This window comes from Kordia sp. SMS9, assembly GCF_003352465.1.
Lineage (GTDB): Bacteria > Bacteroidota > Bacteroidia > Flavobacteriales > Flavobacteriaceae > Kordia.
The window spans coordinates 2335678-2349938 of sequence record NZ_CP031153.1; the positions used below are offsets into that span (position 1 = coordinate 2335678).

15 protein-coding genes are annotated in these 14261 nt (G+C 34.6%); 8 read left to right on the top strand and 7 right to left on the bottom strand.

Going from position 1 to position 14261, the window contains the following annotated elements; genetic code table 11:
- Position 1: 1 nt before the first annotated feature.
- The 5 genes from KORDIASMS9_RS10130 to KORDIASMS9_RS10150 form a co-directional block, all read right to left on the bottom strand.
- Entirely contained in the window at positions 2-1096 is a 1095-nt protein-coding gene (locus KORDIASMS9_RS10130) for an efflux RND transporter periplasmic adaptor subunit (RefSeq protein WP_114902736.1), read from the bottom strand.
- A complete protein-coding gene (locus tag KORDIASMS9_RS10135; protein WP_114902737.1) occupies positions 1093-1623 on the bottom strand; it encodes a hypothetical protein in 531 nt (176 codons plus the stop codon). Before KORDIASMS9_RS10135 ends, KORDIASMS9_RS10130 begins: the two co-directional genes overlap by 4 nt.
- Before the next feature lie 16 nt (positions 1624-1639).
- A complete protein-coding gene (locus KORDIASMS9_RS10140; protein WP_114902738.1) occupies positions 1640-2689 on the bottom strand; it encodes a BF3164 family lipoprotein in 1050 nt (349 codons plus the stop codon).
- A gap of 78 nt (positions 2690-2767) precedes the next feature.
- The gene (locus KORDIASMS9_RS10145; RefSeq protein WP_162819870.1) at positions 2768-2971 is read right to left on the bottom strand and encodes a hypothetical protein; all 204 of its coding nucleotides are present in this window, start codon (positions 2969-2971) and stop codon (positions 2768-2770) included.
- A 449-nt stretch (positions 2972-3420) separates the two neighbouring features.
- On the bottom strand, positions 3421-4674 hold the full coding sequence (locus tag KORDIASMS9_RS10150) for an SH3 domain-containing protein (protein ID WP_114902740.1): 1254 nt from the start codon (positions 4672-4674) through the stop codon (positions 3421-3423).
- A gap of 198 nt (positions 4675-4872) precedes the next feature.
- Between KORDIASMS9_RS10150 and KORDIASMS9_RS10155 the strand changes: the two genes are divergently transcribed.
- The 4 genes from KORDIASMS9_RS10155 (at position 4873) to KORDIASMS9_RS10170 (ending at position 8785) form a co-directional block, all read left to right on the top strand.
- Entirely contained in the window at positions 4873-5388 is a 516-nt protein-coding gene (locus KORDIASMS9_RS10155) for a hypothetical protein (protein WP_114902741.1), read from the top strand.
- A 221-nt stretch (positions 5389-5609) separates the two neighbouring features.
- Positions 5610-6209, top strand: coding sequence for a hypothetical protein (locus KORDIASMS9_RS10160; RefSeq protein ID WP_114902742.1), 600 nt, complete (start codon positions 5610-5612; stop codon positions 6207-6209).
- A gap of 6 nt (positions 6210-6215) precedes the next feature.
- Positions 6216-8003, top strand: coding sequence for a sensor histidine kinase (locus KORDIASMS9_RS10165; RefSeq protein WP_114902743.1), 1788 nt, complete (start codon positions 6216-6218; stop codon positions 8001-8003).
- A gap of 23 nt (positions 8004-8026) precedes the next feature.
- The gene (locus tag KORDIASMS9_RS10170; RefSeq protein WP_114902744.1) at positions 8027-8785 is read left to right on the top strand and encodes a LytTR family DNA-binding domain-containing protein; all 759 of its coding nucleotides are present in this window, start codon (positions 8027-8029) and stop codon (positions 8783-8785) included.
- A 133-nt stretch (positions 8786-8918) separates the two neighbouring features.
- On the opposite strand, the gene KORDIASMS9_RS10175 is transcribed toward KORDIASMS9_RS10170, so the two are convergent.
- The gene (locus KORDIASMS9_RS10175) at positions 8919-9521 is read right to left on the bottom strand and encodes a hypothetical protein (RefSeq protein ID WP_162819871.1); all 603 of its coding nucleotides are present in this window, start codon (positions 9519-9521) and stop codon (positions 8919-8921) included.
- 120 nt (positions 9522-9641) lie between these two features.
- The gene (locus KORDIASMS9_RS10180; RefSeq protein WP_114905203.1) at positions 9642-10415 is read right to left on the bottom strand and encodes an SGNH/GDSL hydrolase family protein; all 774 of its coding nucleotides are present in this window, start codon (positions 10413-10415) and stop codon (positions 9642-9644) included.
- A 93-nt stretch (positions 10416-10508) separates the two neighbouring features.
- Between KORDIASMS9_RS10180 and KORDIASMS9_RS10185 the strand changes: the two genes are divergently transcribed.
- Genes KORDIASMS9_RS10185 through KORDIASMS9_RS10200 form a run of 4 tightly spaced genes read left to right on the top strand, consistent with a single transcriptional unit; the run spans position 10509 to position 13917 of the window.
- The gene (locus KORDIASMS9_RS10185) at positions 10509-10655 is read left to right on the top strand and encodes a DUF2256 domain-containing protein (RefSeq protein WP_114902746.1); all 147 of its coding nucleotides are present in this window, start codon (positions 10509-10511) and stop codon (positions 10653-10655) included.
- Complete coding sequence (locus KORDIASMS9_RS10190; RefSeq protein ID WP_114902747.1) at positions 10648-11946, top strand: DASH family cryptochrome; 1299 nt, start codon at positions 10648-10650, stop codon at positions 11944-11946. Before KORDIASMS9_RS10185 ends, KORDIASMS9_RS10190 begins: the two co-directional genes overlap by 8 nt.
- Positions 11947-13482 carry a cryptochrome/photolyase family protein gene (locus KORDIASMS9_RS10195; RefSeq protein WP_114902748.1) on the top strand — a complete coding sequence of 512 codons (1536 nt, stop codon included), beginning with the start codon at positions 11947-11949 and terminating at the stop codon, positions 13480-13482.
- Positions 13483-13917: a DUF2452 domain-containing protein gene (locus KORDIASMS9_RS10200; protein ID WP_240321167.1), complete on the top strand. Its 435-nt coding sequence runs from the start codon at positions 13483-13485 to the stop codon at positions 13915-13917.
- Positions 13918-14261: the final 344 nt, after the last annotated feature.

Genomic DNA, 14261 nt, shown 5'->3' on the forward strand with positions numbered 1-14261 from the left:
CTTATTCTCCTTTGGTTACCGAAGAATTGTGAGCCAAATTGATATTGCCTTCGTAAATGACCAAATCTCCTTTCTTTAAGCCTTTTTCTATGACAATATGATCTGAGTTTTCGAATGAAGTTTTTACATAGTTCCAGAATGCTTTGCCGTTTGTATAGGTAAAAACTACTTGTTTATTATCGCGCAGCACCACACTTTCTTTGGGAACAAACAATGTATTGGGCACTACTTTTTTGATGGTTACATTTACGTTCATTCCATCTAAAATACCAGCATCACTGTTGGCAAATGTGCCGCGTACTTTGATCAATCCGTTTTCATCTACGGTAGGATTGATTTCTGTAATTTCTCCATCAAATGTGGTGTCTGAAAAGTTTGTTGAAATTTCGATCGCTTGTCCTTTTTGCAGAAAAATAAAATTTTCTTCCAACACACTAAATTCCACTTGAAAAACACTCGTATTGATAATGGTACAGAATGGTTTTGTCGTATCGGGATAACTGTATTTTTTTGTGTCTAAGTTTGCAATAACTCCACTAATAGGCGCGCGCAACGTTGTGGAAGTCAATGCCGTTTTTGCGTCGTTTAGATCAGAAATAGACGTGTTGTAATTTCCTCTATTCTTCGCCATGTTTAAGGTAGTTTTCGGAATCTTAGCAGAATCTTTCAAACTGTAATTAAATCCAATAAGAATATCTTCTACATCAATTTTTGCGCGTTCTAGCTGTTCTGTTGCTTTGATGACTTTATTGCGATAGCTTTCATTGTTTTGACTTGCAATTACTTGTCCTTTGCGCACTTTTTGTCCGTTTTTTACACGAATGGAATTGATTTTTTCATTCAAGATGAATTTTACTATTGCTTTTTGTTTAGCAAAGGCTTTTCCTGAGGTTTGTAATTCTAGATTAAAATCGCCTGTATTGATAGGTGCGTATCTTACCTTTTCCGCAGATTCTGTATTTACAACGGTTGTATTCTCTTTCTTTTCTAAGGTGGTCGATGGCGTTTTCTCATCACAAGAAATCACCATCATGCCTACTAGAAAAATGATGGTAAAAAATAGGTGTATGTGTCCGATTTTCAAGATTGGTTTCATTTAAGATTCTCTAATAATATTGGAGAACCTATATCTACTATTTTTTTATCTTTTAGTTGAAATGAATGATATGCTTTGTAATACGGCAACTCATTGGTTTGATTGAAAGCATCATATTCATCATAAAAAACAGGATGTTTAAAAAATAACACGTCGTTTATCATGTAATCAACTTTTAGTTGTTCAGAACCTGAAATAATAAATACCGCTTTTTTTTTGGTATCTGTTAAGTATGTGTCCCACGATTTTAAGTCTTCCACACAAACGGAGCAGTCAGAGTCTAAATAATTTACAGTGAGCGTTTCTTTGGTGTTCATTAAGGTTTTGAACTCTTCGTTAGTATTAATGGGAATTAACTCACTGGGATAGATAAGTTGTTTATCAATCCATGTGGATCGCATTTCTGTATCAATCTTTGATAATTGTTCAGAAAGGGTATCTTTTGAATTGTAATGCTTCAAAATTAATAGTACGCAGGTACCAATGAGAAAGAAAGAAATCAATATGGTGTATATATGCTTCTTCATTATTTGAGTGAGTGATTTAAAGTTTATATTGAACTACGTTGGCGTTTCCAAATTCAATGACAAATAAATTTTTATCATCTGTGTCGATTTCAATAGCAATGGACTCTTTTTCGAGTTCGATAACGTCTAGTAACGTACCTTTCCAATCAAACACATGAATCGTTTTTCCAAAAGCAAATGGGCTTACAGCTCTAGTTTTTCCTGAAAATAAAGCATATATTTTGGCGTCAGAAACACACATATCTATATATCCAAATTTGGTATCTCCACCTTGTCCCATAACGGTTTGGTATCCATTATTTGCCAATTCGTACTTAGGCAGAAAGTCTAAATTGGTCTTTACTTTTACAACATCACTTCCGTCTTTATTGTAAATTTCGATCAAGTCAGCGTATAAATTGGCTAAAGCTATTTTGTTTTTGTCAGGTTTTACTTTTAGCGTCGCCATGAATGATTGTTTGTGAATGGAAATAGGAATATTGTTTTTCGGTAATGGAGGCAACGAACCTTTATTCGTTATTTGTTTTGTAGTTATATTGTAAAATAAAAGTCTATTATTTGCTTCCGAAACATCCAATCCAACAATAGTTTCTGCATCGAGCCAACCCAATTCATAGAACATTACTTTTGAATCAAAAAAGAGTTCATTTTCTGTGGGTTTGTAATCATTGGAACCAATACTGTCTTGTTGAAAGCCTAGATATTTATTAAGCGTGCCATCAAAAATCCAAACTTTATCATTGTGAAAATCTAACGAACCAAACGGAGATAGAATTTCTCCAGGTCCTTTTCCTTTCATGCCAAAACTGCCTATATAGGTGTCATCGGTAGTAAAAGCCTTGATCACTTTATTAGATTTTGAATCTATAATAAATAATTTAGCACCTAGTTTTTTTAGTTTTTCAGGATTCGATAAACTATCTGATGATTTCAAGGTAGCTACTTTGTTAATTTTTGTAGTTGTAGTTAGATTTACTTTTTCATACCAATCAACTTTCGTTTTTGTACATGAAATTGCTATGAAAAACACCAACAAAATTGCAAGTAGGTTACGTATACTTTTCATAATAGTATTTTAAATAATTAAGAGAGTCATGAATAATAATCACAACTCTCTTGGTTACATTTTAATGCTATAATAGATTTATACTTTTACTGGTTCAGCAGCAGCAGCATCAGCTACGTCAAAAGCTGCTCCACATGGTTTACCGTCTGAACGCCACCATCCTCGTACAGGGTCATGATTTGGTGGATAACAAGTACCAGAGCCTGAGCAGCAGGTACCTCCGCTAACTGCAACTGCAGTAGCGTCAGCTTGTTGTGCACTCGTGGTAGTGTTAAAAGACATTAAAGCGATTGAGAATACAAGTGCAGAAGCACTTAAAAGAACTTTTTTCATAATGTTAAAGGTTTTTGTGGTTATTGATTACAAACATGAAGAATAGTTGCGCGCAGGTGTGTTTTCTTCATATTTGTCTTATTTAAATGTAGGGCAAATAGAATTATCATCAAAAAATCTTACGATCAAATTTTAAATAACTGACAATTAGTATGTTAAATTAATACTATAAGTAAGGTGAACCCGTAATTTGTTGTAGTTTTATGATGATATTTGTCTATAATAATTCGAATAACCCTCTTTTTGGCGGATTTCCATAATATATCCGCGCATTTTCAAAAATGGAAATCGTTGCTTTTTAGGGAGAAGATACTGCTGAAATAGCAATCATTCTAGCAACGATGATATTTAAAAATATAGAGCATTTTAAGTGCAACCATTTTGAAGCAATCTACTTTTTAGCAACCGCAGCCACCAAAAATATTAATAGTTGTGTTCACCTTACCATCTTTAGAAGTCAAATGTGCCGTTCCTGCATATTGTGTTCCACCACCATCATCTGTTCCGTCTTTTGTTAAGGTAAATTTCAAATCGTAAGCGTCGTTGTAATAGTGTTTGTGAATTTCGCCAAGTTTGTGATTTGGATTTTCAGGTTTTTTACTGTTTAGCATCACTAGTTTTCCATTGATTTGAATAACGGCTTTGGCTTTTGGTGCATCTTGAAACGTACCAAAAACAAGCATCGTGTCGAAGTCTTTAGGATGTGTGCGGAAGGAACAGTTACAGCCATCACTAAATTCGTTTGGCAATCCTTTGAGCGAGTTAATCACTTCCATGGGTTTTGCAAAAGCTGTTTTTTGGGCTAAGGGAGTTTCTTCAGTTGTGGCTGCTTTTTCGGTAGGAATTAATTCAGCTTCTTCCCATGTGCCATTTACCATTTGTGGACGCGCATTGAGTTGCATAAAATGCTCGCTCAATGTTTGCGTACGTGTATATTCTTTTTTTGAAATAAAATCTTTTACGGTTTCTGTCAACTCCATTTTTGGTTTGGAATCGCCTGCATCTGCATTAAAACTAAAAGTACGTTCTTTTAAAAGCTTTCTTTTTGCATCCATAAGTCGGTACGTATGGTAATATCCATATTCGCCAACATCTGTTTTTTCTATTTCTATGATTTGATTGCCTTTTAAATAACTATTTGTTACCGTTTCTGCATCGCCACCTTCACGTCTAGTAATGCCTAAATCAGTCCATGAGGAAACGTCAAATTTGCCAAAATGGTTAAAGTCAAATTTGTCTTTGGTGATGATGTCATTTCCTTTAGTGTCGCCTTTTTGGTGAACAGCGCCGCCGTATACCCAACCTACTTTGTTGTCTTTTGTGGTGATTTTTAACCAATAATCGTCATACGCAACACCGCGCAATACAATAATTTCTTTACTGTCCGATTTCGTGCCTGAAAATTCCAAAGCATCTTCCGAAGTATATGTGCCAATTACTTTTCCTTTGGTACTTGCCGCATCGCGCACGTTTATATTGTCTACCCAAGCATAAAACGTATTGTTTGCTTTTGGAGTTTCCGTAATTTTTTCAGTCTCGTTGGAGGTTGTAGGAGTTGTTTTCGTTTTTTCTTTGGTGTCGCTTCCGCAAGAAATCATCATCAGTATAGCACAAAGAATACATAGTTTTAAGAGAAGAGAATTGTTTTTCATTTACTATTTGATTCGTTAAAAAATAGGATTTTCAATTTACTAAATATTCAACTTTATTAAGATTAATTGTTTAAAAATGTTTTACATCACAGAAGAAATCATTCACTATATAAAAATGGCTATTCACTCATCTTTTTTCTTTTTGGATTGCAAATCTGTCAAGTTTGTAAAATATTAAACAATGTAAACTTATATATTATGAATTATTCAAAAAAAAATCCTGAAACAGTAGCATTTTTAAAGGTAACAGAACCATCTGAAGAGATTAAAAAGCAACTCCACAATGAAGCTTTGTTAGATTTAACAGCAAAGGAACAAGTAATTCAAACACTTGTGGCAACACATAAAAAAGCAACTCCTTTGGTGTCCAAGACAAAGATAAAATGCACGGGACAATTAGCAGTGGCGTATGCTTTTGTGTATAATACTTTAAACCTTCAAACGATGAATTTTCCAGGGTATAAGAAGAATTATAGCTTCTCAGGCAAAGGATATGGTGTAGGTGTTGGCGGCGGTGTTGCTTGGTATACAGGCTCATTTACGCTCACACCCAAACAATTAGTCAAAGCAGGAACTGTTGATTATAGCATTGTAGGAACTGGCATAGGAATATTGATTACTTTTTCGAAAAACGGCAAAGTTATAGGAACTGTGGCAGCAGCAGGAATAACAGTGGGTTCAGGAGGATTTTTAGGGAAAGGAAAATTCTATTAATCTGTTTCTTACTATTTAGAAAATAGCTATCAAGTAAAATCTACTGGTAAAAAGGTAGATTTTTACTTTCCCCAAAAACCATACACTTTGCTTTTAGAATAGCTATGAAGAATTAAACGAATAATAATCAATAGCTTATCTTAATTTTTGCTAAATTGAAAACATTGAAAATTCATTTCATATATCGCAAATAATTAGGGTGTATTTTAAACTAACAAATTATGTTAATCACATCGTCAACCAATACCACAAAAAAAATATCTTTTACTGTTCAAACAAAATTGCTTTTAGAAGCTATTAAATACACGGATATTGCATTAGGAACTTCCGCTAAACCCATACCAATAGATAGTTTTGTATCTATAAATGACTCAGAATTACATGAGTTTTTGAGTGGAGAAACCATTGCTTTTCAATTGGCTCCGAATAACGATTCAGAAGATTTAGAGTTAGAATTAGTCGCTTGTAATATTCACAATGTAGGTCAAGATTTTAACAATAAATTTGTCACAGTTCCGCATCCATGGAAAAATATTTTGGATGTTGATAAAGAATCTATTTTAGAACTTCCCGATGGTTCGCTAAGTATAAAACCCGAAAATGGAATTTGTTCTATTGAAGTTTCGAAAGGTTTGGACGATAAAAAGTTAGAAGCATATTTGTCATATAAAGTTATTTTTAAAACAACAATTTCAATTAAGAACAGAAGTGGAAAAGAGATGTTGCGAACTTTTTATTTTGTAATAGATCCATTAATTAAAGTGACTTCGGGCGGAAAACGTGGAGGTTTTGGTATTCCTCCAGTTACTAAATATAAATAGGAATCTATGATTTTTCTCCAACGCACGCTCTTTTTTATCATTTTCTTATTTGGAAATAGTATCTGCTTGTCTCAAAATGCACAAAAAGTAGCAGATTTGATTGCGGATTTGGAAACGAAAAATTTGTCTAAAAAAGAGCGTGTACAGTTATTGGCTAGCATTGCATACAATCATCCCGAATTAGATCAGGCGATTTACTACGCAAAACAATCCTTAACAATTGCCAAAGAAATGAATGATTTGGTGTTGCAAGCAGAAGCATGGGAAGAAATTGGCGCGATTGAACAACGTTTGGGAAATAAAAATAATGCCTTAGAAAGTGCATTCAAGGCATTACAATTGTATGATTCTTTAAATTTAAAAGAAAAGCAAGCCGCTTCGTACGTGCAAATAGCCACACATCATATTTTAGAAACAGAGTATGATGTAGGAATTGATTATTTGAAAAAATCTCAAAAAATATATGAAGAAGTTGAAGATGATATAAATTTAACAAAGACGTTGATCAATTTAGGAGAAGCCTATTATTATTCAAACCAGCTTAACAACGCAGAAGAAACCAATACAAAAGCACTAGCATTAAGTACGTCACTCAAAGATAAATCGATCAGTGGATACGCTATCGGGAACATGGGAATGGTATATCGTGCACAAAATAGGTTATTACAAGCAAAACGCAATTTAGAAGAAGCTATTAACATTCTAAAACCTTTAGGAGATGCATATTCCGTATCAATATACATATCAGAATTAGGAAAAGTCTTTGAAAAAGAAGGCAATATTGCTTTGGCAGAAACACAATTTTTGTCTGCTTTTACCATGGTAGAAGAAGCTGGTTTAAAAGAACAAATTCGCGATTTTAGCAGTTTGCTTACCAATTTTTATGAAACACAAAACGATTATAAAAAAGCATTTGAATTTCAAAAAATATATCAACAATACCAAGATAGTTTGGTCAATAGAGAAAACATTCAAAAAAATGAACAAATCAAAGCTGATTATGAAGTTTCAAAGCGAGAGTCAGAAATTACACTTCTCAATATACTTAACTCCAATCAAAAAAAGTGGGTTTTAGGCTTGGTTGTTGGACTTTTCATATTGATTGCATTTGCGTATTTACTGTATCGTGTCAATCAAAAAGTAAAGAAAACAAACGAAATACTATCCGATCAAAAAGAATTGATTAGCAAGCGCGAACAGGAAAAAGCCTTATTGTTGCAAGAATTAAATCATCGCGTAAAAAACAATTTGCAAATGGTGGCAAGTCTGCTCAGTTTACAAAGTAGAGAATTGACAAATCACCCAGCGCAAGAAGCGATTTTGTCAGGAAAACACAGAGTAGAAGCCTTGTCATTAGTACATCGGAAATTGTACCAAGAAGGCGTAGATACCAAAATTCCACTCAAAGATTACATTCAAGAATTGGTATTGGGATTATTTGAAGGCTACAATGCAAAATTTGCTCCGAGTTTTTCTATTGCGGATATTAGTATTGGGATTGATGTGGCAATTCCGCTGGCATTAATCATCAACGAAATGGTCATTAACTCGCTTAAATATGCGTATGATGGAATTGAAGAACCTTTATTGAAAATCGTCATCATGCAAGAAACGACAGAAGATTTACACCTTCAAGTCATTGATAATGGTGTCGGATTTACAAATGCAGACAATGAAAAAACAAATTCCTTTGGCTTAAAATTGATTAGTTCGCTCATCGAACAATTGGAAGGCACCATGGAGCAAATCAACACGAAAGGAACACATTGGGAACTAAAAATTAAACTTTCGTAACTATAACAATTTAGAAAAAAGATATGACAACCACCATAAAAGTTTTAATTGTTGAAGATGAAATCATCTTGGCACACGATATTCGTCATCGGTTGCGAGATATGAACTATGAAGTTGTCGGAATTGCACCTTCGGTTGCAAAAGCAGTTACGATTTTAGAAGCAGAAACCGTTGATATTGTCATGATTGATATTATCTTAAAAGGCGATAAAGATGGCATTGAATTGGCTGAAATTATCAACGAAGCATATCAAATTCCGTTTATCTTTCTAACGTCTCATGCAGATGCTTCCTTAATTGAACGCGCCAAAAAAGTACGTCCGTATGCGTATATTTTAAAACCCTTTAACGATCGACAAGTAAAGATTGCTATTGAATTGGCGTTGATAAACTTTTCCAATCAAACACCAGGGAAAGATGTGTTTGAAGACAAGGAAACTATTTTAGAAGAATCGCAGGTATTGCAAATAAAAGACAGCTTATTCCTCAAAAAAAACCAACACTTTGTGCGTGTTCCGCTTACAGATATTCTATTCATAGAAGCTGACAATAACTACTGTACTGTACACACAAAATCTGAACGCTTTGTGTATGCCATGGTGATGAAAAAAATTGAACAGCAATTGCCAACTAGCAATTTCATGAGAACACATCGCAGTTATATTGTCAATATCTATCAAGTAAGTGGTTTTGAAGGAAACTTGTTATTTGTAGGAATGCATAAAATTCCTGTGAGCAAATCGCAAAAAGAACAAGTGTTCAAGCGTTTCAAAACGATTTAGAATAAGATGTACTACCTAAACAAAGAATCCATACTGGACTCGTTGGTCACAAATTCAAAAGTCGCCAAAAGGAGCACAAGGATTGCAATAAAGTAGCAAAGGTGTTTTGAGGAAAGTTTCATCTATAAAAAAGCTATTCCACCCGATTTGCATACGTTTCCAACGCTTTTCTAAGGATCTTTCCAGCTTCTTTGGTCGGTTCCCATGAAAAATCAATGTCACGAACTTTACAAAAACGTTCAAAATTTCCATACAAAACATCGTTGGCTCTTTGATCAAACTTTTCATTAGGGGCAAAATCAAAACTTTGCTTTAAAATCTTCCCATCTTTCAGATAATACGTAGTTTCATAATTTTGTGGTTTTCTCTTCAAAGCTACATCAATATAATTGGTGCTTTCTTCAATAACCACCACAATACTATCGTTTTCAGAAACTACTTTTTTAATTTTTGTTACCGAACTCATTTCTTTTGCCCAATCTTGATTTGCTAAAAGTTGTTCTTGACTTTTGACTTCTGCAAAATCATTTTTAAACAATTCCTGATACGTTGGTGTTGTTAATTCGCGCAATTTTTCAGTATCAAAACTATTTCTAGCGGTTACAAAAGATGTCACCATGGCAACACTTTCACCACTTTTTGAATTCGATTTGCTGTTTGTATTTGATTTCTTTTCTGAGCAAGAAATCATTGCAAAAACACTAAACACGACGATGAAAATAGACTTGAACTTCATAAATTAATTTTTAAAAATATGCGGTTTCTAAAGTAGAAAACTTTACAAACCTATGCTATAAAAAAGTGAACTATTTTTAGGATTTTATAGATTTTCCTATGAGAATAAAAAGAGTAATTGTCAGTTAGCGAGAATGTCTTTTTCTTGAATAAATTCTGCCACATCTTTCGCCCAAATTTGATATGCCAATTCTGACGGATGCACGCCATCGCTGAAAAAATCTTCGGGTGACGCATCTAAGTTCATACGATTGATCAACTCTTCATATTTCAATTCTTTAGCATTGTAGAAAACATTGTCATAATCTTTCACCACTTTTTCAAGTTCTTCTCCAAGCAGAATCACCAAATTTCCAATAACAAACTTAAACGTGCCTGTAAACGCTGTAAACTCCTTAATTGGTGGCATGTTGGTAAACACAATCGGCGTTTTTGGATAACTCTCACGAATTGTATCAATCAAGGCGCGGACATCTTTGTTCCATCTTTTTGGAGTACTTAGTTTAAAACTATCATTTCCGCCAAGTCCAATCACAATCAAATCAGCAGTTTGTTCCGTTATTTCTGGAATGATCTTTTGATGGACACATTTCGCCGTATAGCCACTTTTTGCATATACTTTCCATGAAACATTGGCTGAAATTTGTGCCGTCAATTCTTTGGCGAGCGTTCCTGTAAATCCAGATTCATGTGTAGATGCGCCAACTCCAGCAATGGTACTTTCGCCAATGGCAAGCATTTGAAACGATTGATCGCTTTCGGTGGTAGACATTCCTTCTACATCGGTAGCTTCTGGCAAATCGGGAATGGTTCTCCGAATTTTTTGTCCTTGAAAATACAAAATGGGCAACAACGGAACGGAAACAATCGCGCCAAGCGTATATTTAATATTCATAATCATTTCAAATTAGCGTTTAAATATACAATTTTGAAGCTTATAATTAATTTTGTTTAATCATTTTGTATCTTTGTTAAACAAAAATACCTCATGAAGAAAACACACTTACCTACAAAAGTCTGCAAAGTATGCGAAAAATCTTTTACTTGGCGTAAAAAGTGGGAACGTGTGTGGGACGAAGTTCAATACTGTAGCGAACGTTGTCGAAGAAATAAAAATAAGAAGCAAAATGACTAAAACAGGATTGGTTTGGTTTCGAAATGATTTGCGTATACACGATCAAATTTCGTTGGTAAAGGCGGCAAAAGAAAACAGTTTTGTCATGGCTGTGTATTGTTTTGATCCGCGACATTTTGAAAAAGACCGTTTCGGATTTGTCAAAACAGGAAACTATCGCGCACAATTTTTAATAGAAACGGTAAACGATTTGCAAGATCTGTTGAACGCGTTGAACATTCCGTTATTTGTTCATATAGAAAAGCCTGAAAAAACAATTGCTGACTATGTAAAGATTCACAAAGTAACTTCTGTATATTCACAAAAAGAATGGACATCCGAAGAAGTAAGGGTTGCCGAAAACGTACAAAAAGAACTTCCTAGCGAAGTACATTGGGTAGAAAGTTACGATCAGTTTTTGTATCATCCTGAGGACATTCCGATGGCAATCGACAACATTCCACAAGTATTCACGGCATTTCGAAAAAAGTGTGAAAAATATGCCAGCATTCGCAAATTGGAAACGATTGCAAAAATGCCAGAAAAAAACCGCATTCCGCATCTGACGAAAGTCCCAACATTACAAGATTTAGGATTGTCAAGTTTTGAACAAGATGCAAGAACCGCATTTCCGTTTACAGGTGGCGAAACCGCAGGATTACAACGTTTGCAAGACTATGCTTGGAACACGAAAAAATTATCTTATTACAAAAAAACACGCAACGGATTGGTAGGAACGGATTACAGTTCTAAATTTTCAGCATGGTTGGCGAATGGAAGTTTATCGCCGCGAAAAATTTACCATGAAGTTAAAAAATACGAATCCGAAATTATCAAAAATCAATCTACCTATTGGATGATTTTTGAATTGATTTGGCGCGATTTTTTCAAATACATTTCCCTAAAACACGGAAGTAATATCTTTAAACTAGAAGGTATTTTGCAGCAACCGTACGAATGGAGTCAAGATGCGCGATTCATTCAACAATGGATTGATGGCGAAACGGCCGAACCTTTTGTCAATGCAAACATGCTCGAACTCAAACATACAGGTTGGATGAGCAATCGCGGACGGCAAAATGTAGCTTCGTATTTTGCCAGAACCTTGCAACTCGATTGGCGTATTGGCGCCGCGTATTTTGAATCGTTATTGCTTGATTATGATGTGCATAGCAATTATGGAAATTGGCTCTATGTTTCAGGCGTTGGAAACGATCCGCGCAATCGAACCTTTAATGTGCAATTGCAAGCCGAACGCTACGATGGCAATAACAAATTTCAAAATCTCTGGTTACAAACAAGTTTATTTTAAATGAAAACGTTACGATTAATTTTAGGCGATCAGCTCAATCAGCAACATTCGTGGTATGATGATACCAATGATGAAATTGTGTATTTTATGGCGGAAATGCGTCAAGAAACCGATTATGTAAAACATCACATTCAAAAAGTGGTGGCGTTTTTTAAAAGTATGCGTTCGTTTGCAGCTTGGCTAGAAAAGGAACAACACGAAGTTGTGTATTATACTTTGGATGACAAAAACAATCAACAGGATTTAGTAGCGAATTTGAAGCAACTCATTACGGAACACAACATAGAAAAGTTTGACTACCAATTGCCTGACGAATACCGTTTGGATGAACAGTTAAAAGCTTTTTGTGACGAATTGGAGATTGAAACAGAAGCTTTTGATACAGAACATTTTTTAACGTCACGAACCGATTTTACAGACTTTTTTGAAGGAAAGAAACAACTAGTGATGGAATATTTTTATCGCAATATGCGAAAGAAGTATGATATTATGATGCTGAATGAAAAAGATCCGGAAGGAGGCAAATGGAATTTTGATCAAAGCAATCGAAAAAAGTGGAAAGGCGAACCTGAAATTCCGCAAGAAAAACAAATAGAAAATTCGGTGGAAGAAATCTACGAAATGATTCAAGCTGCGAAAGTAGAAACGATAGGAACTATTGATATTGACAACTTTCATTGGCCAACCGATCGTGAATCGTGTTTGGACGTTTTGAATTATTTTTGTGAGAACTTACTCGTTCATTTCGGAGATTACCAAGATGCGATGCATACGGAAGAACATTTCCTATTTCACAGTCGTTTGTCCTTTGCGATGAATTCTAAAATGTTGCATCCGAAAGAAGTGATAGAAACTGTCATTTCGTATTGGCGCGATCATAAAGATGCGATTGACATTTCGCAAGTTGAAGGTTTTGTGCGACAAATTTTGGGCTGGCGCGAATATATGCGCGGAATGTATTGGAAAGAAATGCCAAATTACAGAACTTTGAACAAATTGAACAATTCTAATAAACTTCCTGACTTTTTCTGGACGGGAAATACGAAAATGAATTGTTTGAAGCATGCCATTTCGCAAAGTTTAGAGCATTCGTATGCGCATCACATTCAACGATTGATGATTACGGGGAATTTTGCTTTGCTCACGCAGACTGATCCTGACGAAGTGGATCAATGGTATTTGGGCATTTATATTGATGCGATTGAGTGGGTTGAAATTACCAACACACGCGGAATGAGTCAGTTTGCCGATGGCGGATTGGTAGCTACAAAACCGTATGTTTCTAGCGGAAGCTATATCAATAAAATGAGCAATTATTGTAAAGATTGTGTATATAAAGTGTCTAAAAAAGAAACCGAAGATGCGTGTCCGTTTAACTCGCTATATTGGAATTTTTTAGATGATAAACGTGAACATTTCAAAGACAATAATCGCATGAATATGATGATGAGTTTGTTGAATAAAATGGACAGAGAAAAATTAACAGCGCTGAAAGAACGCGCGCAAGATGTAATTGCAAATCCTGATAAGTATTAAATGAAAGTAGAAATTGAAGTTATGCAAGAAGAAGAAGACAAAAGACCTGATAATGTGGTGTTTGATGAAGAAAGCAACAGCTATAATGCGGCGTTAAAACCGTATGCAACCAATGTTGGCGCGCCTATAATTACGACACCAGACACCGTAACTTGGAAAAACGTAAACATTGATAAAGTCAACAAGCAAGTCAAAGCGCGTTACGACGAACTCAAAGCGGAATACGATGCATTGATGGAGAAGTTTGAATACAACAACTTGATTTACAGCGCAAAATTCAACTTTGAACCGATTGTTGGCGAAATCTATCATTTATATCGCGATAAAAATCAACAGCCATTTTTGTCCATCATTGCGCCAAGTCAATGTAATTTTGACTTTGTAGAAACCTTTCGTTTGAATGCGGATAAAATGTGGGAAGTGGTGGAAGAGTAATTTTTTAATGAATCAATTTGATAATTTGAAGATGTGTCAATGTTGTTTCAAAAGAAATTATATGTTTTACTAGAAACAGTTCGTTTCTGTTTTTTGCCACGAATACACAAATTATTTTTTGTCTTACGGATCGTCACTTCGAGTGATTTTGAGGCACGAAAAATTGTATCGAGAAGTACTTTGAATATACTTATTTTGATGTAATAAATTAGTGTTTTTCTATGATAGGATATTCTATTTTTTTTTCCGTCTCAATTAATGATATGAATTTGGTTAATCTTTTTTTAAAAAAAAGTCTAACTTGAGTTATTAACAAGTTCGTGATTTTTATGATCACTTTAAAA

Excerpts from the sequence above, each read along its gene's own strand:
- KORDIASMS9_RS10130 (WP_114902736.1), bottom strand. The coding sequence starts at position 1,096 with ATGAAACCAATCTTGAAAATCGGACACATACACCTATTTTTTACCATC.
- KORDIASMS9_RS10160 (WP_114902742.1), top strand. The coding sequence starts at position 5,610 with ATGTTAATCACATCGTCAACCAATACCACAAAAAAAATATCTTTTACT.
- KORDIASMS9_RS10155 (WP_114902741.1), top strand. The coding sequence starts at position 4,873 with ATGAATTATTCAAAAAAAAATCCTGAAACAGTAGCATTTTTAAAGGTA.
- KORDIASMS9_RS10195 (WP_114902748.1), top strand. The coding sequence starts at position 11,947 with ATGAAAACGTTACGATTAATTTTAGGCGATCAGCTCAATCAGCAACAT.
- KORDIASMS9_RS10145 (WP_162819870.1), bottom strand. The coding sequence starts at position 2,971 with ATGTCTTTTAACACTACCACGAGTGCACAACAAGCTGACGCTACTGCA.
- KORDIASMS9_RS10180 (WP_114905203.1), bottom strand. The coding sequence starts at position 10,415 with ATGAATATTAAATATACGCTTGGCGCGATTGTTTCCGTTCCGTTGTTG.
- KORDIASMS9_RS10150 (WP_114902740.1), bottom strand. The coding sequence starts at position 4,674 with ATGAAAAACAATTCTCTTCTCTTAAAACTATGTATTCTTTGTGCTATA.
- KORDIASMS9_RS10190 (WP_114902747.1), top strand. The coding sequence starts at position 10,648 with ATGACTAAAACAGGATTGGTTTGGTTTCGAAATGATTTGCGTATACAC.
- KORDIASMS9_RS10185 (WP_114902746.1), top strand. The coding sequence starts at position 10,509 with ATGAAGAAAACACACTTACCTACAAAAGTCTGCAAAGTATGCGAAAAA.
- KORDIASMS9_RS10170 (WP_114902744.1), top strand. The coding sequence starts at position 8,027 with ATGACAACCACCATAAAAGTTTTAATTGTTGAAGATGAAATCATCTTG.
- KORDIASMS9_RS10140 (WP_114902738.1), bottom strand. The coding sequence starts at position 2,689 with ATGAAAAGTATACGTAACCTACTTGCAATTTTGTTGGTGTTTTTCATA.
- KORDIASMS9_RS10200 (WP_240321167.1), top strand. The coding sequence starts at position 13,483 with ATGAAAGTAGAAATTGAAGTTATGCAAGAAGAAGAAGACAAAAGACCT.
- KORDIASMS9_RS10135 (WP_114902737.1), bottom strand. The coding sequence starts at position 1,623 with ATGAAGAAGCATATATACACCATATTGATTTCTTTCTTTCTCATTGGT.
- KORDIASMS9_RS10165 (WP_114902743.1), top strand. The coding sequence starts at position 6,216 with ATGATTTTTCTCCAACGCACGCTCTTTTTTATCATTTTCTTATTTGGA.
- KORDIASMS9_RS10175 (WP_162819871.1), bottom strand. The coding sequence starts at position 9,521 with ATGAAGTTCAAGTCTATTTTCATCGTCGTGTTTAGTGTTTTTGCAATG.